The sequence below is a fragment of the Paraburkholderia sp. BCC1885 genome (genome assembly GCF_900996235.1).
Taxonomy (GTDB): Bacteria; Pseudomonadota; Gammaproteobacteria; order Burkholderiales; family Burkholderiaceae; genus Paraburkholderia.
On sequence record NZ_CAAJGM010000055.1, the window covers coordinates 28,702 to 50,596 of the forward strand.

At 65.2% G+C, this 21,895-nt stretch carries 13 protein-coding genes; 9 read left to right on the forward strand and 4 right to left on the reverse strand.

Annotated features, from left to right (window positions below; all coding sequences use genetic code 11):
• Positions 1-96: 96 nt before the first annotated feature.
• The 3 genes from FQ755_RS04430 to FQ755_RS04440 are packed head-to-tail and all read right to left on the reverse strand — an operon-like array spanning position 97 to position 4,552.
• Complete coding sequence (locus tag FQ755_RS04430) at positions 97-1,350, reverse strand: ABC transporter substrate-binding protein (RefSeq protein WP_144151313.1); 1,254 nt, start codon at positions 1,348-1,350, stop codon at positions 97-99.
• 32 nt (positions 1,351-1,382) lie between these two features.
• Positions 1,383-3,365: a beta-galactosidase gene (locus tag FQ755_RS04435; protein ID WP_144151315.1), complete on the reverse strand. Its 1,983-nt coding sequence runs from the start codon at positions 3,363-3,365 to the stop codon at positions 1,383-1,385.
• Positions 3,366-3,376: 11 nt separating this feature from the next.
• Positions 3,377-4,552: an ABC transporter ATP-binding protein gene (locus FQ755_RS04440; protein ID WP_144151317.1), complete on the reverse strand. Its 1,176-nt coding sequence runs from the start codon at positions 4,550-4,552 to the stop codon at positions 3,377-3,379.
• Positions 4,553-4,747: 195 nt separating this feature from the next.
• On the opposite strand from FQ755_RS04440, the gene FQ755_RS04445 reads away from it, so the two are divergent.
• On the forward strand, positions 4,748-5,788 hold the full coding sequence (locus tag FQ755_RS04445) for a LacI family DNA-binding transcriptional regulator (protein ID WP_144151319.1): 1,041 nt from the start codon (positions 4,748-4,750) through the stop codon (positions 5,786-5,788).
• 11 nt (positions 5,789-5,799) lie between these two features.
• On the opposite strand, the gene FQ755_RS04450 is transcribed toward FQ755_RS04445, so the two are convergent.
• Positions 5,800-8,133: a bifunctional diguanylate cyclase/phosphodiesterase gene (locus tag FQ755_RS04450; RefSeq protein ID WP_144151321.1), complete on the reverse strand. Its 2,334-nt coding sequence runs from the start codon at positions 8,131-8,133 to the stop codon at positions 5,800-5,802.
• Between FQ755_RS04450 and FQ755_RS37155 the strand changes: the two genes are divergently transcribed.
• The 8 genes from FQ755_RS37155 (at position 8,077) to FQ755_RS04485 (ending at position 21,814) form a co-directional block, all read left to right on the forward strand.
• Positions 8,077-8,223, forward strand: a complete 147-nt coding sequence (locus FQ755_RS37155; protein ID WP_186308418.1) for a hypothetical protein — start codon at positions 8,077-8,079, stop codon at positions 8,221-8,223. The genes FQ755_RS04450 and FQ755_RS37155 overlap by 57 nt on opposite strands.
• Positions 8,224-8,743: 520 nt before the next feature.
• Positions 8,744-9,199 (forward strand): cellulose biosynthesis protein BcsD, encoded by a 456-nt coding sequence (gene bcsD / locus FQ755_RS04455; RefSeq protein ID WP_144151323.1) that lies wholly within the window; start codon positions 8,744-8,746, stop codon positions 9,197-9,199.
• 56 nt (positions 9,200-9,255) lie between these two features.
• Positions 9,256-10,230: a cellulose biosynthesis protein BcsP gene (gene bcsP / locus FQ755_RS04460; RefSeq protein ID WP_144151325.1), complete on the forward strand. Its 975-nt coding sequence runs from the start codon at positions 9,256-9,258 to the stop codon at positions 10,228-10,230.
• Positions 10,227-11,015, forward strand: a complete 789-nt coding sequence (bcsQ, locus tag FQ755_RS04465) for a cellulose biosynthesis protein BcsQ (RefSeq protein ID WP_144151327.1) — start codon at positions 10,227-10,229, stop codon at positions 11,013-11,015. Before bcsP ends, bcsQ begins: the two co-directional genes overlap by 4 nt.
• Positions 11,012-13,222: a UDP-forming cellulose synthase catalytic subunit gene (gene bcsA, locus FQ755_RS04470; protein WP_144151329.1), complete on the forward strand. Its 2,211-nt coding sequence runs from the start codon at positions 11,012-11,014 to the stop codon at positions 13,220-13,222. The genes bcsQ and bcsA overlap by 4 nt, the downstream gene beginning before the upstream one ends.
• Positions 13,223-13,279: 57 nt before the next feature.
• Entirely contained in the window at positions 13,280-15,775 is a 2,496-nt protein-coding gene (gene bcsB / locus FQ755_RS04475; protein ID WP_260858294.1) for a cellulose biosynthesis cyclic di-GMP-binding regulatory protein BcsB, read from the forward strand.
• Position 15,776: 1 nt separating this feature from the next.
• Positions 15,777-16,958, forward strand: a complete 1,182-nt coding sequence (bcsZ, locus tag FQ755_RS04480) for a cellulose synthase complex periplasmic endoglucanase BcsZ (protein WP_144151333.1) — start codon at positions 15,777-15,779, stop codon at positions 16,956-16,958.
• Positions 16,949-21,814, forward strand: a complete 4,866-nt coding sequence (locus FQ755_RS04485; protein ID WP_144151335.1) for a cellulose synthase subunit BcsC-related outer membrane protein — start codon at positions 16,949-16,951, stop codon at positions 21,812-21,814. The genes bcsZ and FQ755_RS04485 overlap by 10 nt, the downstream gene beginning before the upstream one ends.
• Positions 21,815-21,895 lie beyond the last annotated feature (81 nt).

A 21,895-nucleotide genomic window follows, 5' to 3' on the forward strand; every position in this document is an offset into this window, starting at 1 on the left:
GTCTCCTGAACGATCCTGGTCGGGCGTGAGCGGCGCAAGGCAAATCGCCGCCCACGCTCACTTCGCTTAGAATTTACTTAGCACTACCGCATACATTTATTTCTTGTAGATCCGCTGACGGGTCTGCTCGAGTTGCGCCAGCACGTCGTCGAGCCTGGAAGGATCGGCGACGAACTGCTGCATCCCCTTCATGCCTTCGTCGGCCATTTCCTTGGTCATGTCACGATCGTAGAACTGCGCGATGCCGCCCTTGGTATTGGCGAGAATCTGGAAACCGATCTTCGAGATCGGATCCTCCGGTTCCGGCGACTTGCTGTTGGCCGACAGCGACCCCAGCCCCGTCGCCAGTTGCGCGCCAATGTCCGGCGTTTCGACAAAGGCCAGGAACGCGTGCGCGTCGGCCTTGTTCTTCGCCTTCGACGGGATATGCAACGATTCGACCGGACCGTCCTCGGCAGTCGGCACCTTGGCGTCGATAATCGGGAACTGGAAGTAGCCCATCTGCGGCTTCACGTTCGCCGGGAAGCCCCCGGTGATGAACGTGCCCATCAGCATCATCGCCGCCTTGCCCTGGAACAGGAACGGTTGCGCCGAATCGAGATCATAGGAGAGCGAATTATCGATAAAGTAGCCCGCATCGATCAGTTGCTTCCATGTCGTATACACCTTCTTCACGCGCGGATCGGTGTACGGCACCTCGCCCGCCATCAGCTTTTGATGAAACGCATTGCCGTTCAGGCGCAGATCGAGATAGTCGAACCAGCCGGCCAGCGTCCACGCATCGCGCCCCGCCACGGCAATTGGCGTAATGCCAGCCGCCTTCAGCTTCTTGCAGGCGTCGAGAAACTGATCCCACGTTTTAGGCTCTTCCGCGATCCCGACTTTCTGGAACAGGTCCTTGCGATAGAACATGCCCCACGAGTAGTAGACAGTCGGCGCCGCGTACTGCTTGCCCTTGTACGATGAAGCCTCCTTCGTCGACGCATAGGTACTGTTCCAGCCGTTCTTGCTCCAGTCGCCGCTCAGGTCGTCGAACAGACCGCGCTGTGCGTAATACGCCATGCGTTCGCCGTCGTGCCAGTTCACGATGTCGGGCGGGGCCGTCGACAGCCAGCCCGGCAACTGCACCTTGTAGGCCTCCTCATCGATAAACGACACGTTGACGTCGGTACCGGGATGCGCTTTCCTGAACTCGTCGACCACCTGCTGCCACACCGCCCGCTGGCTCGCGCCCTTGAACGCGATGTTCATCGTAAGCGTGCCCGCCTGCGCGCTACCGGCCATGGATGCCGCCGCCGTGGCCGCTGTCAGCGCGACGGCAATCAGAACCTTGCGAAGTTTGAGTGTCATGCCTGTCTCCTTGGTTTTTACGTCGTTTTAGATCATGAGCGATACACCGCGACGCCCTGCGGCTGGATTTCGCGCGAGCCGACCACGAACGCGCCGTCCGGGACATCGGCGAGCGTATGCACCTGCTCGCCGTAGTTCAGCACGTAAGTCAGGCCGCCGCGCCGGCTGATACGCACGCCGTCGCCGAGGGCCGTTACCGCGAGACCGGCTTCGCGGGCAATGCCGGCGAGGAGTCGCGTGGTCAGCGCATCGTCGAACAGACTTGCAAAGTAATGAAGCGCGCCGCTTCGGACATACGCCGGATGGCCGTCGGCGAAACGCGCGCAGGTCTCCAGCGCGGCCTGGTCCGTCGAGGCGTCTTCGATGAAATCGCGCCAATGCCGCCCCGCGCCGTCATCGAGACTGGCGCTGCCCGCGAGCCGCACGGGTTCGGTCACGTTGGGCCGCAGGGATTCGACGCGCCACACGCGCATCGGCAGTACCGTGGCAAGCGCGCCCGGCGGCAAGGCCGCGGGAATCTGCAGGTCTGCAGTCTTCGAGCCGGTACGCGGTCCCAGCACCACCTGGGCGCCCGAGCGTGTCAGGCGCGCCGCGAAGTCCGCGGGCACTACGGGCAATGGCGGCACGACGATCAATCGATAGCCGTTAAGCGGCGCATCGACCGGCACGATGTCCACGTCGAGACCGAGCCCGCGCAACGCCGAGTAGTACTCGAAAGCAAAGCGCGGATAGTGAAAGTCCGCGCCCTGCGGATGAATTTCAAACAGCCACTTCGCTTCGTAGTCATAGACGAGCGCGACCTTCGAACGGATGCCGGCATTCGCATCCCGATCCACCATCAACACCTCGCGGATCTCCCGCGCAACCTGCGCCGCCTCGCTGCCGCCGAGATCCAGCCGGTTGTCCGGCGTGTTGAGGCCCGCGTGCATCTGCTCCTGCGCGAACGGCGCCTGGCGCCAGCGGAAATACGACACGCAGCCGGCGCCATGCGCGAACGCCTCCCAACTCCACAGACGCACCATGCCCGGCAGCGGCGCCGGATTCCAGTGAGCCCAGTTGACCGGCCCCGGTTGCTGTTCCATCACCCAGAACGGCAGCTTCGACATGCCGCGGTACACGTCGTGATTGAACGAGGCGAAGTCCGGATGGCCGGTGCGCAGCCACTTCGCCTTCACCTCCGGCGCGTACCATTGCTCTTCGAGCGCGCCGAGCGGATAGCTGTCCCACGTCGCCACGTCGAGATCGGCGGCGACCTTGTAATGATCGAACTCGGTGAACAACTGCATGAAGTTGTGCGCCACCGGCCGGCCCGGCGAATACGCGCGGATGATCTCGACCTGCATGCGGTTGTAGCGCGCCACCTCGTCCGAAGCGAAGCGCCGGTAGTCGAGCCGGTGCGACGGATGCGCCTCGGTGACGGTGCCAACCGGCGCGTGGATTTCATCGAAACTGCGGTACTCCATGCTCCAGAACACCGTGCCCCACGCGCGGTTCAGCGCGTCGACCGTCTGGTAGCGCGCTTTCAGCCATTCGCGAAAGCGTCCCACCGCAGCCGGCGAATAGCTGACCACGGTGTTGTGGCAACCAAACTCGTTGTCGGTCTGCCAATACGCGACGGCCGGATGCTTGCCGTAACGCTCGGCCACCGCCGTGCAGATCCGCGCGGACGCCGCGAAATACGAGGGCGACGAAAAATCATAATGACGCCGCGAACCGAAACCACGCGGCCGTCCGTCGGCGCCCACCGGCAGAATGTCCGGATGACGGTCGATCAGCCATTTCGGCGGCGTCGCGGTCGGCGTGCACATCACCACCTGCAAGCCGGCCGCGCCCAGCACATCGACGGCGCGGTCGAGCCAGCCCCAGTCGTATTCGCCGGGCGACGGTTCCATCCGGCTCCACGCAAACTCAGCAATCCGAACCTGTTCGATGCCGAGCGTTTTCATGCGGCGGGCGTCGTCCTGCCACATCGATTCCGGCCAATGTTCCGGGTAATAGCAGACTCCAAGGCGCATCCGGGTGTCCTTTAAGCGTAGTGTTCGACGGATTCGAGCGAAGCGACGGCAAAGCCGTCCTCGGTAAATAGATGGCAAACAGCGGCCGGCGCACGAAAGCTGACGCGCTCGCCCTGCTTCAGGCGCGTGTCGCCGGGCGCTTTGGCGATCAGCACGGCGCCGTCCGCCTCATCCAGATGGACGTAGCTGTGTTCGCCGAGTTGCTCGACGAGCGAGACGGTGCGCGTCAATAAGGCATCCTGAACATTGGCTGGTGCAGATCCGGCAGCCACGGCCGACCCATCCGCCAGTTCCAGATGCTCGGGCCGCACGCCGAAGGTCACCGCCTGCCCCGCTGCCAAAGCCGCGCCGTCCACGCCCACGCGCATGATCTCGCCGCTGTGATCGAGCTTCACGCTCACGCCGTGCGGGTCGATTGCCTCGACCTTGCCCGGCAGAAAATTCATCCGCGGCGAACCGATGAAGCCCGCCACGAAACGGCTATGCGGCCGGTGATACAGCTCGAGCGGCGCGCCGGTCTGCGCAATGCTGCCATAGCGCTCCGTATCCTTGCCGGCGTGCAGCAGCACGATCTTGTCGGCGAGCGTCATGGCCTCGATCTGGTCGTGCGTCACGTAGACGACGCTCGCCTTGGCGAATTGCTTGTGCAGGCGCGCGATTTCGACGCGGGTCTGACCGCGCAAGGTGGCATCGAGGTTGGAAAGCGGTTCGTCGAACAGAAACACGCCGGGTTCGCGCACGATCGCGCGGCCGATCGCCACGCGCTGCCGCTGCCCGCCCGACAGCGCCTTAGGGCGCCGCTCGAGCAGTGCTTCGAGTTGCAGGACGCGAGCCGCCTCGCGCACCTTGCGGTCGATTTCGTCTTTGGGGGTTTTGGCGAGCTTCAGGCCGAAGGCCATGTTCTCGAATACGGTCATATGCGGGAACAGCGCGTAGCTCTGGAACACCATCGCCACGCCGCGCTGCGCCGACGGCACATCGTTGACGATGCGCCCGCCGATCGACAGATCGCCGTCGCTCACGTCTTCGAGACCCGCGATCATGCGCAGCAAGGTGGATTTGCCGCAGCCGGACGGCCCGAGGAAGACGCAGAATTCGTTCTCGCCGATTTCCAGATCGACGTTGCGAATCACCGGGGCGCCGTCGCCGTAGGATTTTTGGACGCCTCTCAACGAAATGCTCGCCATCGCCTCGTCTCCGTGATTTAATCGGCTCGAAACCGGAGATTAAGCGCTTAATCTGCAAAGCCGAAAAAAATTGACCGCGTGCGATCAATGGCTTGCTGCAGCGTCTCCGAAATCGTTTTGTCTATGCGGCAAATGGTGCCGCGCCTTTCTGACAGACGCAAATTTTGAGAAATCGTCCCAAATAGTGAAGCAATCATGCCTACATTGAGCGAAGTCGCGCGCCGCGCCGGTTGCACGCCGGCCACGGTGTCGAACGTGCTGCGTAATCGCGGACGAGTCGGCGCGCTGACGCGGCAACGGGTGTTGCAGGCGGTCGAAGCGCTCGGCTACCAGCCGCATCTGGCGGCACGGGCACTCGCCGAGGGCCGCGCGCCCACCATCGCGCTGATGGTCTCCAGCATCGCCAATCCGTTTTATCCGGAGTTCGCGCTGGCCGTCGAACGGGCCGCGCGCAGCAGCGGCCATTTCCTGATCATCTGCAATACGAACGAAGATCCGCTGGCGGGGCGCGCCTACCTGGAACAGATTGCCGGCACGCTGTCCGAGGGCGTGCTGGTGATGAACGCCAACCTCGACTTCGCGGATCTGCACAAGACCGAGGCGCGCGGCGCGCCGGTGGTGCTGTGTATGTGGGAACGTCCGCATGAACCGCCCGGCCTGCCCTGCGTGGCCGTCGACTTCCACCGCGCCGGCGAGCTGGCCGCCCAGCATCTGCTGGAACTGGGACACCGCCGGATTGGCGCGATCGTCGGCAGCAAGGCCGCGGGGATCCACGCGGCGCGTTTCGAAGGCTTCGTGGCCGCCTTGCGTGCTGCGGGCCTCGATCCCGCGCAAACACCGGTGCGCTACGCGCGGGACACCACGCGCGGCGGCTATCTCGCCAGCCGTGAATTGCTGGAAGCCGACCCGCAACTGAGCGCGATATTCGCCACTAACGACCTGCCCGCGCTCGGTGCCTTGCACGCCGCCGCCGATCTGGGCTTGCAGGTGCCGCACGATCTTTCGGTGATCGGCATTACTGATATTCAGTTGGCCCAGGAATCGCGCCCCGCCTTGACGACGGTTGCGGTGCCGACCGTCGAAGCGGCCGAACTTGCCGTCTCCCTGCTGCGCGAGCTGATCGAGGCAGCGCCGCGCGGCATCCACGCAGAGACGAAGGCGCCCCGCGTGTGCGTGACCTCGGCGCCTACCCTCGTGGTGCGCGGCTCGACTCACGCGCCGCGTCGGGAAACCTAGCCGCACCGGTCTTATTCGCTCGCCGGCCAGGGCAAATGCGGCGAGGACCAGTCGAGCTCGGTTCCCACCACTGCGCGCATTTGCGCCGACTGGATCGCCACCGTCACCGCAATGCAGGGCCGCCCGCTCGCCAGCGACAGATAAGGGTTACTCGTCACCGGCACGCCCGGCAGCAGCACCGCATTCCTGAAGTACGGACGATGATCCCAGCGGGCATCGCGCGGGTCCGCAACCGGCTCCATCGATTCACCGGGCTGCGCGCCCGCGACGCCCGTGACTTCCGCACCGATCTGACGGCCCCGCTCGTCGAGCATGAAACAGCTGATGCACAGTTCCTGCTGCGCCAGGTCGGCAAACGCCTCTTCCATGCTGACGCCGCACAGCAAGGCGTCGGCGGCGCTGCGCAAGGCAAAGCGGTACGGCTCTACTTCGCCTTCGAATAGCGCGTGCAGATGCGCGCGGCCTTGCGCGATGACGTCGAAGGAACGGTCGATCAAACGGTTGACCGAATCCGGCGGCGCGATCTGCGCGGCTGGACGGCCCAGCAAATAGCCTTGGGCGAAATCGACGTTCGACTCCACCGCCAGAATCAGTTCCTCGGTCGTCTCCACGCCTTCGACGACCACCAGCATGCCCGCCTGATGCAGCAGGGAAACGAGCTTGGGAAGAATCGACTGCTGGGTGCCCGGAATGGTCGCGCGAATCAGTTCGCCATCGAGCTTGACGAAATCCGGACGAATGCGGAACAGCCGGTCCAGATTCGACTGGCCCGCGCCGAAGTCGTCCACGGCAATCAGGAAACCGTGCTCGCGATAGCGCGCGGCCGCCCGCGACATCTCGTCGACGCTGCCGCCATGCGACTCCAGAATCTCGAGGACGATCCGATCCGGTTCGAGCCCCGCTGCGCGCGCGATGGCGGCAAGCTGGTCGGCATACCCTTGCGCGACGAAACTGGCGGGCAGGATGTTGAGGAAGATCCACGCTTCGTCGGGAATCAGCCGCCGCGCATTGCCCAGATGGACCGCGTGACTGGCGCGGTCGAGCGCACCTTCGTCGCTCAGCGGCCGCGGCGCGAACAGCACCGCCGGCGGGACCAGCACGCCGTCACGCTGCTCGCCGCGCAGCAGCGCCTCGAAACCCACCTGCTTCTGATGCGACAGGCTATACAGCGGCTGAAAATGCGACGTCAGATAGTAGTCGTCCCAGCGTGGCCGTGCGGCGCCGGAAGGATCGTTGGGATCGCTCAGATGACCGGTGAGCAGTTGCAGCGGATCGAACGGGATGGCGCGCTCGGCGCACACGCGGTTGCGGCCGGACTGCTTGGCGCGCAAGAGGGCTTCGTCGGCGCGATCGAGCAGGGCCATGATGCTTTCGCCGACCCGATGCTCGGCCACCCCGAAGCTCGCCGTCACGTAACCGTCCGGGCGCGCAATGCAGGCAACCGCGCCGCGCAGGCGTTCGGCCAGATCCAGCGCCGAGTTCAGGCCGCCGCGCCGCAGCACCGCGAACTCTTCGCCGCCGATCCGGCTCACGCTGTCCTGCGGCATGGTCTGATCCATCAGCACGTGGGCGACCTCGGACAAGGTCTGATCGCCGACCGCATGACCGAACTGGTCGTTCAAGGACTTGAAAGAGTCGATATCCACGAAGATCGCGCAGATCTTGGCGCTTTCGCCGAGCGCGGCGAGCCGCCGCTCGGCTTGCTCCATGAATGCGCGGCGGTTCTGCAGGCCGGTGAGCGGATCGGTGGCGGCCAATTGCGCGAGACGGTTCTCGAGCAGGAAGTGGTCGCGCCGGAACCAGTAAAAGCCGAAGTGAAACACCGCCGCAGTGGGCGCGCCGATCAGCACCCACAGCCAGGCCACGACATTTACGTCATGGGTCTGCGACTGGCTGAACAGCAAGGGCAAACCACTGGCGTAAAAAATCGCCGTACCGACGAAAAAGTGTGTCGGCGTGAGCCAGAGCGGCGCCGAGCAGATCGGAATCACCAGCAAGGCCGGCAGCGCCCACAGCAAGGGCTGCTGGAGCCCCGAGATGTTCAACGCAATCAGCACGACCAGCACTAATGTGTAAGCCACGCCGAGGCTGCCGAACACGGCCGTCGTGCGAGCCCGGTGCACCCCCGTCACCAGCAGCGCCAACAGCAGCAGGCAGCTAACCCGGTAAGAAACCGCCACCGCCGGTCCGGCCACGAGGCTGCGCGCCAGCACGAACAGCAGTGAGGCGAAGACCGTGAAAGCCATGGTGACCGTCGAAAGCGGGCGCTGCTGTTCTAATGATCGTCGGTGAAAAAGAAGACGCAAATGGGCATCGGTCATGTGTTGCGTGGAGGTGGAAAGCATATTGATAGAAATCAGGCCAGTTCCGTCACTCTGCCGATGTATAACGGCATCCCTCTGACAAATATTAATGCCGTCGTCAAACAAATTTAGATGCGGCCCAAATTGGCACCGCTCGCCCGTCATCGTGCCACGCTCGCCGCAACTCCGGGTCAACCTCGAGTCAAATCTCCGCCCGTCCCTGTCTGCGGGTGAAATGTCAAGCGCCTCTCAAGCGTGCCGGTGATGCAACCGCACAACGGTCCCACCCTGCCTTACAGGCCTTACATATCGCATGCGCATCCCAAATGCGAATTGCCGTATGCGCTTGATACCCTTGTATGGCGCGATGGATAACGCATCGGAAAAAAAGTCCCGAGCTAATCGCATCCATTCTTGCGAAGTGTGCGTAAGCGCCTATAGCTTCAATCAGGACAGTGGTAGCGAAATGTTTATCTCTTCAGTAGACTGCGCATTAACTAGAGGCGGCGGTCATTTTGCATCACACAGTACAGGTAAAAATAACCGCCGGGCGCGTGCAATGCGCGCCTCACTTGCAACACTTTGAGATGTCCGTATCCAGGCACCCGTTTAAGTACGGCTTAACAGCAGACGGTCATCTACTTCGGAAAACATGGTTTCTACCCTCGACTACCTTTTGCAGCGCCAGATTTCCCCTCAATGGCGCGGCCTGCTCACAGCGCTGGCCGAAGAGTTCGAAGCCCAGATCGGCCAAGGCGAATTACGTCAACTGATGTATCGCGTGGGTTGCCGCTTTGCCGCCGCGCATCCGTTGCCGGCGTGCGGCTCGACCGCCGATCTCGCTCACGCCCTGAACGCGCGCTGGCAAGAGGCGGAGTGGGGTTACGTCGAACTGGCAGACGAGGCGCAGTACCTGCGCATCGTCCATTCGTGCGCGCCGCTGCAGGCATTCGGCGTTGCTGCGCTTGGCTGGACGCCCGCCTTCCTCGAAGGCGTTTATCAGACGTGGTTGAGCTCGCTTGGCGCCGAAGGTTTGTCGGTTGCCCAGGCGAGCGCATTCGATGAGAACGCATCCATCGAGTTCCGGCTCGGCCGTCAGCCAGCCTAAGCACTGCTGCAGCAAAACGCGCAACGCGAGATAGACATGAACAAGACGGCGGCGATATGAGTCCTTCCAGCGACATCGAAACGCTCTTCGGGCATTTTGGCGGCAATGCCGGTGACTACCAGGAAATCGGCCGCGAGAACGAAGCAAGTTCGGCGCGCACGCGCTGGCCGTTGCTCGTCACGCTCGACCTGACGCAACCGTCCATTCCGGCTGTGCCGCAGCGGCGCGATGCGGGCTCGGGTCCGGCAGCCGATGCCACGCAGGCGCCGACGCAAACGCCGGACGCTGGACCACAAGCGGTCAACGGTCTCGCTAACGCTGAACGCATCGCGACGCCGCAGGTGCGCAGCAAGACGCCGTTATTTACGCGGCCGCATCGCCGCTCGATTCCGCCGGTCGACAAAGCCGTCAAGGTGGAGGCGCCACGGGGCGCCGAGCGTTTCTCGGCGGTGCCCATGCCGGCGGCGCAAAGCGAGCTTGTCGCAAGTGATGTTCAAACGGCAGCGCCGGCGCCGGCATCGGGCATTCCAGCCGCGCCCGCACCGCAGGTTCCAGTAGCCGCGTCGGCGGCCACGCCTGTTGCGCCGGTAAGCCATATGCCGCCCGCCTTCGCGCCGGCGCCGGCGATGGTGCCCGTCGCCGTGCCGCCTGTCGTTGCGCACGCAACCATTCCGGCACCCGCTTTTCGTCCGTCCACGCCGCCGGCCGTGCAAAGCCCCGCGGAATCTCCCGCTGCGCCGCCCACGTTCTTCAACACCAGGGGCGCCGCTCCTGCTCCGGCCGCTTTCATGCCACCCGCGACGGCCACAGTTTCGACAGCACCCGCTGCCCCTGCGGCCCAAGCGCCATCCATCCTCGGCAAGCTATTCCAGCCGGCCGGCACGGCGCCAACCTCAGCCACATCGGGCGCCGCGACTGGAGCCGCGCCGGCCGCGCTCGGTTCGCTATTCGATCGTCTGCGCGGCGATGCCCCCGCCGCGGCAACGCCCGCTCCTCATTCGTGGCTGACCAACGGCCCGCGTCGCTCATGAAAGTTATTGCGGTCGTTTCCGCGAAAGGTGGCGTCGGCAAGACCACGCTCGCCGCCAACCTGGCTTCCGTCCTCGCCACCAGCGGCCGGCGAGTGCTCGCGATCGACCTCGACCCGCAAAACGCCTTGCGTCTGCACTTCGGCGTGCCGCTCGACAGCATCGACGGCCTGTCGCGCGCCACGCTGAGCGGCGACGCGTGGCAAAGCATCATGTTCGATGGCGTCGACGGCGTGACCGTGCTGCCCTACGGCGCCGTCGTCGAAGACGACCGGCGCCGCTTCGAGGCCTATGTCGATCAGGAGCCGCTCTGGCTGCTGCACTCGCTGAAGTCGCTGCGGCTCGAAGCCTCCGACATCGTGGTGATCGACACGCCGCCGGGCTCGTCGGTCTACACGCGCGCCGCCTTGTGCGCGGCCACCTTCGCGCTGAACGTGGTGCTCGCGGACGCCGCTTCGTATGCGGCGATTCCGCAAATGGAGCGGATGATCGACGCCTACGCCGCGCCGCGCCCCGAATTCGGCGGCGTGGGTTATGTGGTCAACCAGGTGGACCAGTCGCGCCAGTTGACCAAGGACGTCCTCAAGGTGCTGCGTCATCTGCTCGGCGAGAAGCTGTTCCCTGGCGTCATCCACCAGGACGAAGGGGTGAGCGAGTCGCTCGCCTGCGACACCACGCTGATCCACTACGATCCGCTCAGCCAGGCCGCCGCCGATTTCCGCGCGTGCAGCCAGTGGCTGATGTCGCGGGTCGATTCGATTGCCGTTTCGCCGGGGAGTGTCGCATGAGCACGCCGCAAGCACGCATGACAGAACCCGTTGCCGCGCCTTCGCGGCTCGAGCGCATCGTCGACGCCCGCCTGTGGGGCAGCACGCCGGTCGTGGTGTGCCTGACGCTGTTTGCGCTGGTGATCCTGTACTTCGTGTTTACGGTGCCGCTCGCCTTCTACGAGCAGTTGACCTTCGCCACCTGCTGCTTCATCTGCGCGCTGCTGTTCCGCCGTCTACAAGGCCGTTATGCGACGCTCGTGATGATCATGCTGTCGGTGGTCGCCTCGGGCCGCTACATGTTCTGGCGCCTCACCACCACGACATACTGGGAGCATCCGCTCGACGCCGTCTGGGGCCTGCTGCTGGTCTCCGCCGAAGTCTATTCGACCGTGGTGCTGATGCTCGGCTACTTCCAGACCGCCTGGCCGCTCAAGCGCGAGCCGCTGCCGTTGCCGGCCGATCGCAGCGCCTGGCCGACCGTCGACGTGTTCATCCCCACTTACAACGAGCCGCTCTCGGTGGTGAAGCCGACCATCTACGCGGCGCTCGCACTCGACTACCCCACCGACAAACTCGCCATCCACGTGCTCGACGACGGCCGCCGTCCCGAGTTCAAGGCGTTCTGCGAGGAAGTGGGCGTCAACTGGACGATCCGCACCCACAACCGCCACGCCAAGGCCGGCAACATCAACGAGGCGCTGAAGATCACCAGCGGCGAGTACCTCGCGATCTTCGACTGCGATCACATCCCCACCCGCTCGTTTCTGCAAATCGGCCTCGGCTGGTTTCTGCGCGACAAGCTGCTGTCGATGCTGCAAACGCCGCACCATTTCTTCTCGGCCGATCCGTTCGAGCGCAATCTCGGCACCTTCCGCAAGGTGCCGAACGAAGGCGAGCTGTTCTACGGTCTCGTGCAGGACGGCAACGACCTGTGGAACGCCACTTTCTTCTGCGGCTCGTGCGCGCTGCTGCGCCGCTCGATGGTCGAGGAGATTGGCGGCATCGCGGTGGAAACCGTCACCGAAGACGCGCACACCGCGCTGAAGCTGCACCGTCTCGGCTACACCACCGCGTATCTGGCGATTGCCCAGGCGGCCGGCCTCGCGACCGAAAGTCTGTCCGGCCACATCGGCCAGCGGATTCGCTGGGCGCGCGGCATGACGCAGATCTTCCGGATCGACAATCCGTTGACCGGCAAGGGCCTCAAGATCGGCCAGCGGCTCTGCTATCTGAACGCGATGATGCACTTCTTCTACGGCGTGCCACGACTCGTGTTCCTGACCGCGCCGCTGTCGTTCCTGTTTTTCGGCGCGCACGTGATCGAAGCGGCCGCCGGCACGATCGCCATCTACGCAATGCCGCACATGATGCATGCGAGCGTCACCAATTCGCGCATGCAGCGCCTGTTCCGCCATTCGTTCTGGGCCGAGGTCTATGAATCGGTGCTGGCGTCGTACATCACCGCGCCGACCCTGCTCGCGCTGATCAACCCGAAGCTCGGCAAGTTCAACGTGACGGCCAAGGGCGGCCAGATCGAAAAGAATTACTTCGACTGGTCCATCTCTCGTCCCTATCTGTTCCTGCTGCTGCTGAACCTGATCGGTTTCATCACGGGCCTCGTGCACATCTATCTGAACCTGGCAGTGCATAGCGAAGTGCAGACCACCGTGCTCAATCTGGCCTGGACCGGCTACAACATGCTGATTCTCGGCGCGAGCGTGGCGGCGGCGAGCGAGCGCCGCCAGATTCGCGCCGTGCACCGCGTGGCGATGAAGATGCCGGTGATGCTGAAATTTTCGACGGGCCGCACGCTCGCCTGCCAGACCATCGACTATTCGGAAGGCGGCGTTGGCGTGGAGTTGCCCGGCGCCATCAAGGTGCCGATGCACGAACGCGTGACCGTCTCCCTGTTTCGCGGCGATGAAGAATATGCGTTCGCCGCCACGGTCGGCTTCACCGCGCCCGGACGGGTCGGCTTGCGCTTTGACGCCATGTCGCGCGAGCAGGAGTACGAGTTCGTCAAGTCGACCTTCGCACGCGCCGACGCCTGGATGGGCTGGGCCGAAGGGCGTCAGCAGGACACCCCGCTGCGCGGACTCTCACACGTTTTGCTGGTCGGCGTGCGCGGTATTGCCGGCCTGTTCGAACATCTCTACGAAGACCTGCGCGGCTCGATGAAAAGCCGTCCAATCGACGTCAAAAAGCTGAAAACGAAAAAAGACTGACTTATGGGCAAAGGGATTGCGCGGACACAGAATCAACACTTGCAAGACGGGCGCGGCATGACGGGATGGGCAACGCGCTTGCGTTCGCGCCGCCTCGTTCGGGCACTCGCCTGCTGGCTGGCCGTTCAGACCGCATTGGCGGCGCCGCTGGCGGCGGCCGCGGAAGTGGTCGCAGCCTCGGCGCGCGGTGCGACATCCGGCGCGGCAACAAGCGGCACGACAGCGGGTGCAGCAGCGAATCCGGCGGACGCCACCGGCGTAGGCAACGTGCCGGCGCCGAGCGCCGCCGTGCCATTCGATCCCAACGCCATCACGCAGCCCGCGCTGGCCACGCCGACACCGGCGCTCGCCGCGTCGTCCGTGAAAGCGCTCGGCATCAAGACGCCGACCACCGCGGAACCCGGCACCCTGGTGCCGGGCGGCCGCCGTCAGACGCTGACCTTCGCCGACTTCGGCGCGCTCGATCCGTTGCAGTTGCGCGGCACCGAAGGCCAGAACGGCATCGCGTTTTCGGTGCGCAGCGACGAAGTGGTGACCGGCGCGGTCCTGCATCTGGTCTATAGCTACTCGCCCGCCCTGCTGCCGGCGATCTCGCAACTGAAGGTGCTGGTGAACGGCGAAGTCGCGGCCACGCTGCCGGTGCCGCATGAGCAGGCCGGCCTGCTGGTGGCGCGCGACGTCTCGATCGATCCGCGCTTCATCACCGAATTCAATCACCTCAATGTGCAGTTGATCGGCCACTACACGCAGCAGTGCGAAGACCCGGCCAATTCGTCGTTGTGGGCCACCGTCAGCAATGCGAGCTCGCTCGATCTGACCTACGCCTCGCTCACCAGCAAGCCGGATCTGGCCGCGCTGCCGCAGCCGTTCTTCGACCGTCGCGACGTGCGGCGGCTCGAACTGCCGTTCGTGTTGCCGTCGAAACCCGGCTCGGAAACGCTGGAGGCGGCCGGGATCGTGGCGTCGTGGTTCGGCGCGCTGGCCGGTTATCGCGGCGCGCGCTTTCCCGCCCAGCTCGACGAGGCGCCGCTCTCCGGCAATGCCGTGGTGTTCGCCACCTCCGATCAGCGCCCTGCCGGCGTGACGATTCCCGCCATCTCCGGCCCGACCGTCGCGGTGGTAGACCGTGACGCGCCCGCGCGCGGCAAACTGCTGCTGGTGCTCGGCCGCAACGAAGCCGAACTGAAGACCGCCGCGAAGGCGCTCGGCGTGGGCCAAAGCGTACTGTCCGGCGAAAGCGCGACGATCACACAACTCAACGAGCTCGGCCCGCGCGCCCCTTACGATGCGCCGAACTGGTTGCCCACCAATCGCCCGGTGCGCTTCGGCGAACTGGCCGAGGCGCGCGACCTGAGCGTGGCAGGCTACGACGCCGACGCCGTGCGCGTGAACCTGCGCGTGCCGCCCGATCTGTTCATGTGGCACACCAAGGGCGCGCCGATCGACCTGCGCTATCGCTACACCGTGCGCCCGGCGCCGGATCGCTCGTCGCTGAACATCAGCATCAACGACGGCTTCGTGCAGTCGCTGCCGATTCCAGCGCGGCCCGCGTCGATGTTCGACCTCGGCCGCTATTTCAGCACCATCCAGCCGGACAAGACCAGCGACGCGCGCCGCACCGTCTATATTCCGCCGCTGCTGCTGACGCCGCGCGCGCAATTGCGGCTGCACTTCTACTACGACATCCCGAACACCGGCGAATGCCACGGCCGCCTGCTCGACAACGTGGTGGGCTCGATCGATCCGAATTCGACCATCGACCTGTCGTCGTTCCCGCATTACATGGCGCTGCCCGATCTGGCCGCGTTCGCCAATAGCGGCTTCCCGTTCACGCGCATGGCCGACCTTTCCGAGACCGCCGTGATCCTGCCGAACGACGCGGATTCGAGCGACTACAGCCTGTACCTGCTGGAGATGGGCCGCATGGGCGCGTCGACCGGCTATCCGGTCACCGGCGTGACCGTCACCAACGCCGACCAGGTCGACCAGTTCGCCAACAAGGATCTGCTGATTTTCGGCGCGCCTGGCCGTCAACCGCTGCTGCAGCGCTGGGCCAAATCGATGCCGTTCTCGAGCGACGGCGATACGCGCACGTTCGAACTGTCCGACATCGTCTTCAAGCTGGAAGACTGGTGGCACGGCGAACGCGGCGTCGAACGCGCGCCGGCGCGCGCCGACCTGTCGCTCGTCAGTTCGAACGGCGCGGCGCTCCTGACCGGTTTCGAATCGCCGCTGCAGAAAGAGCGCAGCGCGGTGGCGTTCGTCAGCGCGGCGGGCCAGTCGGATGCCGACCTCAACGCGGCCCTGCTCGACGCCGACGTGCTGCCGCAAATTCAAGGTGCAATGGCTGTGATCCACGGCCGCAGCGTCACCATTACCTCGAACGGCACGGCGTATTACATCGGCCATCTGTCGCCGCAGGAATACCTGCGCTGGGCGCTGTCGTCGCATCCGCTCCTGCTGCTGCTCGGCGGCATCTTCGCCGCGCTGATCATCGCAGCGCTGTTCTACCGTGCGCTGCGCTCGATCGCGGCGCGCCGCCTGAGGGATTGAAATGCCGGTGACACTCAAAACGGCACCCGTCGCGCTGGCTCTCGGCCTCGCCGCATCCGTGGCGGCCGTGCTGCCCCATCACGCCGCAGCCGCGAATCCAGGCACGAATGCGGCCTCGTGCGACTGGCCGGCCTATCGCACCTTCGTCGAACGCTTCGTGCAGGCCGACGGACGTGTGATCGACTTTTCGACGCCGACCCAGCAGACCACGTCGGAAGGCCAGTCCTACGGCATGTTCTTCGCGCTGGTGGCAAACGATCGCGCCACCTTCGACCGCCTGCTCGACTGGACCCGCACCAACCTCGCGGGTAATCAGTTCGACGCGCAGGATGTGCGTTTGCCTTCGTGGCAATGGGGCAGAAAGCCCGATGGTTCTTACGGCGTGCTCGATCCGAATTCTGCTTCGGACTCCGATCTATGGATTGCTTACGATCTGCTGCAGGCGGGACGCCTGTGGAACGACAGCCGCTACACGACGCTCGGCGAGGCGTTGGCCAGACAGATCGCCAGCAAGGAAGTGGTCAGCCTGTCCGGTCTCGGCCCGATGCTCTTGCCTGGTTCGCAAGGTTTCCAGACCGGCGACGTGACGCGCCTGAATCCCAGCTATTTCCCACTGTCAGTGCTACGCGCGCTGGCCAAGGCCGTACCTGGCGGTCCATGGAACAAGCTCGCGGATAACGCCTATCAGCTCATCAAGACCACATCTCCGCGCGGTTTCGTGCCTGACTGGGCCGCATGGCGCGCCGGCCAGTTCGTGGTGGATCCGAAAAGCGGCGACACCGGCAGCTACGACGCGATCCGCGCCTACCTGTGGGCCGGCATGGCCGCGCCTGGCGATCCGCTCGCCAGGCCCTGGCTCGCGGCGCTTGGCGGCATGCGTCTGCAGGTCACCGAAGCCGGTTTTCCGCCCGAGAAGGTGGCGGCGACCACTGGCGTCGTAAGCGGCGAAGGGCCGCTTAGCTACTGGGGGGCGCTGGCGCCGTACTTCAAGACGCTCGGTGACGAACGCGACCTGGGTCTCGCGCGCACCCATCTGGCGGCGCTCGACAACGCCGTCGCGGGACATGAACCGGTCTATTACGATCGTGTGCTGGGTTTGTTCGGCACGGGATTCATCGAAGGCCGCTATCGCTTCGATGACGCCGGCCGGCTGCTGCCGAGTTGGAGAAACGCATGCGATTGAGCGCCCTCGCGTTGGCGCTGAGCCTCGTTAGCGTCTCGACCGCGACGCTGCCCGGCGCCGTGCTTGCCCAGGCTTCGTCCGATCCGCTCAACGTGCTGATCGACCAGGGCAAGTATTGGCAGACCCATCACCGTGGCGACCTCGCCGAGCAGGCCTGGCAAAAAGTGCTGCGCATCGATCCGAAACAGCCCGACGCGCTGTTCGGCATGGGCATGGTGCTCGCCGACCGCAAGGATGGCAGCGGTGCACAGCAATATCTGGCGCGTCTGCGGGAAGTCGCGCCGAATTATCCGAGCATCGACGAACTCGGGCGACGCCTCGGCGAAAGCAGCCTGCGCGACCAGACCGTCAACGACGCCCGCCGCCTGCAGCAAAGCGGCCAGAGCGCCAGCGCCGTGCAGCAGTATCAGCGCGCGCTCGAAGGCAAACCCGCCACGCCCGAACTGCAACTCGAATACTACCAGGCACTCGCGGCCACGCCGCAGGGCTGGGACCAGGCACGCCACGGCTTGCAGCAGCTCGCGCAGCAGAATCCGGACGATCCGCGCTTTGCACTCGCTTACGCGCAGCATCTGACGTATCGCGACGTGACGCGCCGCGAAGGCATCGCGCAACTCCAGAAACTTTCGGGCGACAGCTCAGTGGGCGCCGCCGCGCGCAAAAGCTGGCGGCAAGCCTTGCTATGGCTCGACGCCCGCGCCTCGGACGCCCCGCTCTACCAGGCCTACCTGCAACTCGCTCCCGACGACGCCGCAGTCAAGGCGCGTTCCGATTCGATGGTGCAGCAGGACGCCGCGGCCCGTGAACGCGCCCAGCAAAACGCCGCCGTCGATGCGCGCGGGCGCACCGTCGCCGACGGCTTTGCGGCGCTTGATCGCGGCGACCTCGCCACGGCGCGCGCGAAGTTTTCTTCGGTGTTGGCAAGCAGTCCGAACGATGGGGACGCGCTCGGCGGCATGGGCATCGCCGCGCTCAAGCAGGAGCACTTCTCCGAAGCGCGCGACGACCTGGAACGGGCTTCGCGGGGCGCCAATCCGGCACGCTGGAAAGACGCATTGCTCAGCGCGACCTACTGGACTTACACCAGCGACGCACTCGGCGCGCGCAGCAACGGCGATTTCGCCAAGGCCAAATCGCTGTTCGAGCGTGCCATCGCCATCAATCCGTCCGACGTCACCGCGCAAGTATTGCTCGGCGAGATGCTGCTGAACAATGGCGACCCGGTCGGCGCCGAACAGGCTTACCGGATGGCGCTGCGCCGCCAGGCCGACAATCCCGATGCGATTCGTGGCCTCGTCGGCTCGCTCGCCGCTCAGGGACGGGGCGACGAAGCGCTGCAGTTCGCCAATCAACTGAACGCGGAACAGCAATCGAAAGCGGGCGGTATCGACCGTCTGCGCGGCGAGGCGCAAGCCGCCCAGGCGCGCGCGGCCGAAGCACGCGGCGACCTGGGCGCGGCACGCAGCCTGTTCGAAGACGCATTGCTCAGCAATCCTGACGATCCGTGGCTGCGGCTCGATCTTGCGCGCATCTACGTGCGCCAGGGCGCGGTCGGCAACGCGCGCAGCATGATGGACGGCTTGCTGGCCGCCCGCCCCGACATGACCGACGCGCTCTATGCGAGCGCGCTGCTGTCGGCGGAAACCCAGGACTGGTCCGCGGGGCTCGCGCAACTCGACCGCATTCCCGCCGCCCAGCGCACCGACGCCATGGCCACCTTGCAGCATCGTCTGTGGGTGCATCAGCAGGCGAGCCTCGCGATCCAGATGACCAGGAGCGGGCAAACCCAGCAGGCTCTCGCCACGCTGGCCGCCGCCGAGCCGGTTGCGGATGGCAATCCCGAACTGATCGGCGTGGTGGCGTCGGCGTATCAGCAGGCGGGCGATTCGAACCGCGCCGTGTGGCTCGTGCGCAGCGCCATGAGCGCCGCGCCCGGCAACCCGGATCTGCAACTGCAATACGCCAGCATCCTGCTTGCTACTCATCAGGATACCGAACTAGGCACAGTGATGCGCCAGCTCGCCGCCACGCAATTGACCCCGGAGCAACGCGCCGATTTCAGCAATCTGAATCTGGCAATCGTGATCCGGCAATGCGACACGGTACGCCAGCGCGGCGACCTGGCCGGCGCCTACGACGTGATCGCGCCGTGGCTCGCCGCGATGCCCGACAACGCCGACCTGCAGGCGGCACTCGGGCGTCTCTATACCTCCGCGGGCGACGACCGCAACGCGCTCGCCAGTTACCGCGCGGCGCTGACACGCCGTCCCGACGACCAGAGCCTGATGCTCGCGGCGATTCCTGCGGCAACCGGCGCCAAGGACTTCCGTTACGCCGAATCGTTGGCCGGCCAGGCGCTGAACAACGCGCCGGACGATCCTGACGTACTGGCCGCCGTCGGCCGCATGTATCGCGCCGAAGGCAAGCTCACGCTGGCGTCGACGTATCTGCAGCGCTCGCTGGTCGCGGCCAATACGCCGGTGACGAGCGCCGCGCCGCGCGCCGGCTCGGCAGGCAACGTGCCGCGTGGCTGGGAAATTGCGATGCGGCAAATCGGTGCGACGCCGCTGCCCGGCACCAATCCGTTCGAAGGCAAGACCGCCGTCGACGTGCCGGCCGACGCCACGAGCGCGGCCTCGACACCGCGCGCGGGCGGCGGCTTCAGCATCACCGTAACGACGCCTCATAGCGCGCCCGCAGCGTCCCCGTACTCGCAGTCCTCTCTTCCGACGCAGACCGTGCCGAACTATCCGCCGCCCCAACCGCCCTCGCCGTATGTGGCGCCTTATTCGGCACCGTACTCCGCGCCGTATGCGCCGCCTTCCGCCGCACCGCTCAATCCCTCCGGCATGCCGAGTTCCAGTAATGGCGCGGGTGGATATGGTCCGGACACCTACGGATCGAGCCAGAGCGGTTTGCCGGCTGCGGCGCCGTTGCAGCCGTATCCGGGGCAAGGACAGGCGTCGGCGCCGGTGCAGTCTTATCCGCAACAGCAGCAGCAACAGCCGTATCCACAGCAATACGCGCAGCCCTATCCGCAACAATACACGCAGCCTTATAACGCGCCCTACCCGCAGAACGCGGCGCCTTATGGTGCTCCCGCGCCGTATGCGTCGACGCCGTGGCCGATGTCGCCCGCCGCGCGCGAGGCGCAAGCCAACGCGGCCGCGCAGGCAGTATCCCAGCAGGGTAATTATCCAGCACTGCCAGGCAATCAGCGCAAGACGAACCGCAAGCAGACGATGGCGCGTAACCAGAACGGCACGCGCAGCACGGCCGGCGCGGGACAGCAGTATGCGCAGGCGCCCTATGGGCAGCAAAGCTATGCGCAGCAGCCATACTACGGACAGCAGCCCTATCCCCAGCAACAGGCCTACGCGCCGCAGCCGTATCCGCAGCAGCAGACCTACGGGCAACCGGGGTACGGCCAGCCGCAACAGCCCTATCCGAATCAGAACTACGGCAATCAGGGCTATTACGCTCAACAGCCGTATATTCCGCAACCGCCGGCAGGCTATGCCCAGCCGTATTATCCGCAGGCGCCCGCTGCCCAGGCCGCGCCCGCAGGAAACGGCGGCAGCTATGCGCCCTCGCCCGCCAGCGTCGCCAGTTCGCAGACGCTCGGGGTTGCAGAAGAGTTGGCGCAGGTCAATCGCGAGCAGACGAGTACCGTGTCGGCCGGTGTGGTGTTCCGCAATCGCGCCGGAGAAGACGGTCTGTCGCAGTTGACCGATATCGAAGCCCCCGTGCAGGGACGCATCCAGGCCGGCAACGGACACGTGGTGGTCACGGCCACGCCGGTGACGCTCGACGCAGGCACCGCGAGCGGCCAGCTCTCCACCCTGGCGCGCTTCGGCTCCGGCCTCGCGCCCTTTCTGCCGGGGGACACGGCCGCGTCGACCCAGGCCGCCAATGCGACCAACCGGTTCGGCTCGCAAACCGCCAGTGGCGTCGGGCTGTCGGTCGGCTATGAAACGCACAGCTTCAAGGCCGACGTCGGCACCACGCCGATCGGCTTTCCGATCGAGAACATCGTCGGCGGTGCGGAGTATGACGGCGGTATCACCGACAAAGTGTCCTACTCGCTCGCCGTCGCCCGGCGCGCGGTCACGGACAGCCTGCTCTCCTACGCGGGCGCCAAGGATTCAGGCCAGAATCTGCAATGGGGCGGCATTACGTCGAACGGCGGCCTGGCAAGCCTCGCCTGGGACGACGGCACGAGCGGCCTGTATGTGAACGGCTCGTTCCAGTATCTCGAAGGCAGCAACGTGCCGGACAACTACGCGGTCAAGGGCGGCGGCGGTGTCTATACACGACTCTACAAGGACGCCGATCAGACTTTCACGGTCGGCGTTAATACAACGCTGATGCGCTACGACAAAAACCTGTCCTACTTCACGTATGGGCAAGGTGGCTATTTCAGCCCGCAGCAGTACGTGATCCTGAACCTGCCGATCGAATACATGGGTCGCAACGGCGACTTCACGTACGACTTCAAAGGCTCGATCGGCGTGCAGCATTACCGCTTGAATTCGTCACCGTATTTCCCGACGAGTGGCAGCGCGCAGGCGGCCGCCGCGGCGAACATGGCTGGCATCACAAACCCCACGCTCGACAGCGGCGCGATTTACCCCAGCCAGAGTAAAACCGGGGTGGCCTATTCGTTTAGCGCGGTGGGCGAGTATCAGCTCGCGCCGCAGGTGGCGGTGGGCGCGACGGCTTCGCTCGGCAACGCGTATCAGTACCGGGAATGGCTGGCGGCCTTGTATGTGCGGTATAGCTTTACCAAGCAGGCAGGATTGCAACCGTTCCCGCCGGCGCCGCTAAGTTCGCCGTATGTTTCGTTGTCGAATTAGGGAGGGTGAGCGTTTGGGGGAGGGTCGCCGGGATGTCTTGACGCATGCGGGTGACGGCAGCAGGTTGCTCGCGAGATAAAG

Coding starts and splice junctions, on each gene's coding strand:
- FQ755_RS04430 (WP_144151313.1), bottom strand. CDS start 1,350: ATGACACTCAAACTTCGCAAGGTTCTGATTGCCGTCGCGCTGACAGCG.
- FQ755_RS04435 (WP_144151315.1), bottom strand. CDS start 3,365: ATGCGCCTTGGAGTCTGCTATTACCCGGAACATTGGCCGGAATCGATG.
- FQ755_RS04440 (WP_144151317.1), bottom strand. CDS start 4,552: ATGGCGAGCATTTCGTTGAGAGGCGTCCAAAAATCCTACGGCGACGGC.
- FQ755_RS04445 (WP_144151319.1), top strand. CDS start 4,748: ATGCCTACATTGAGCGAAGTCGCGCGCCGCGCCGGTTGCACGCCGGCC.
- FQ755_RS04450 (WP_144151321.1), bottom strand. CDS start 8,133: ATGCTTTCCACCTCCACGCAACACATGACCGATGCCCATTTGCGTCTT.
- bcsD (WP_144151323.1), top strand. CDS start 8,744: ATGGTTTCTACCCTCGACTACCTTTTGCAGCGCCAGATTTCCCCTCAA.
- bcsP (WP_144151325.1), top strand. CDS start 9,256: ATGAGTCCTTCCAGCGACATCGAAACGCTCTTCGGGCATTTTGGCGGC.
- bcsQ (WP_144151327.1), top strand. CDS start 10,227: ATGAAAGTTATTGCGGTCGTTTCCGCGAAAGGTGGCGTCGGCAAGACC.
- bcsA (WP_144151329.1), top strand. CDS start 11,012: ATGAGCACGCCGCAAGCACGCATGACAGAACCCGTTGCCGCGCCTTCG.
- bcsB (WP_260858294.1), top strand. CDS start 13,280: ATGACGGGATGGGCAACGCGCTTGCGTTCGCGCCGCCTCGTTCGGGCA.
- bcsZ (WP_144151333.1), top strand. CDS start 15,777: ATGCCGGTGACACTCAAAACGGCACCCGTCGCGCTGGCTCTCGGCCTC.
- FQ755_RS04485 (WP_144151335.1), top strand. CDS start 16,949: ATGCGATTGAGCGCCCTCGCGTTGGCGCTGAGCCTCGTTAGCGTCTCG.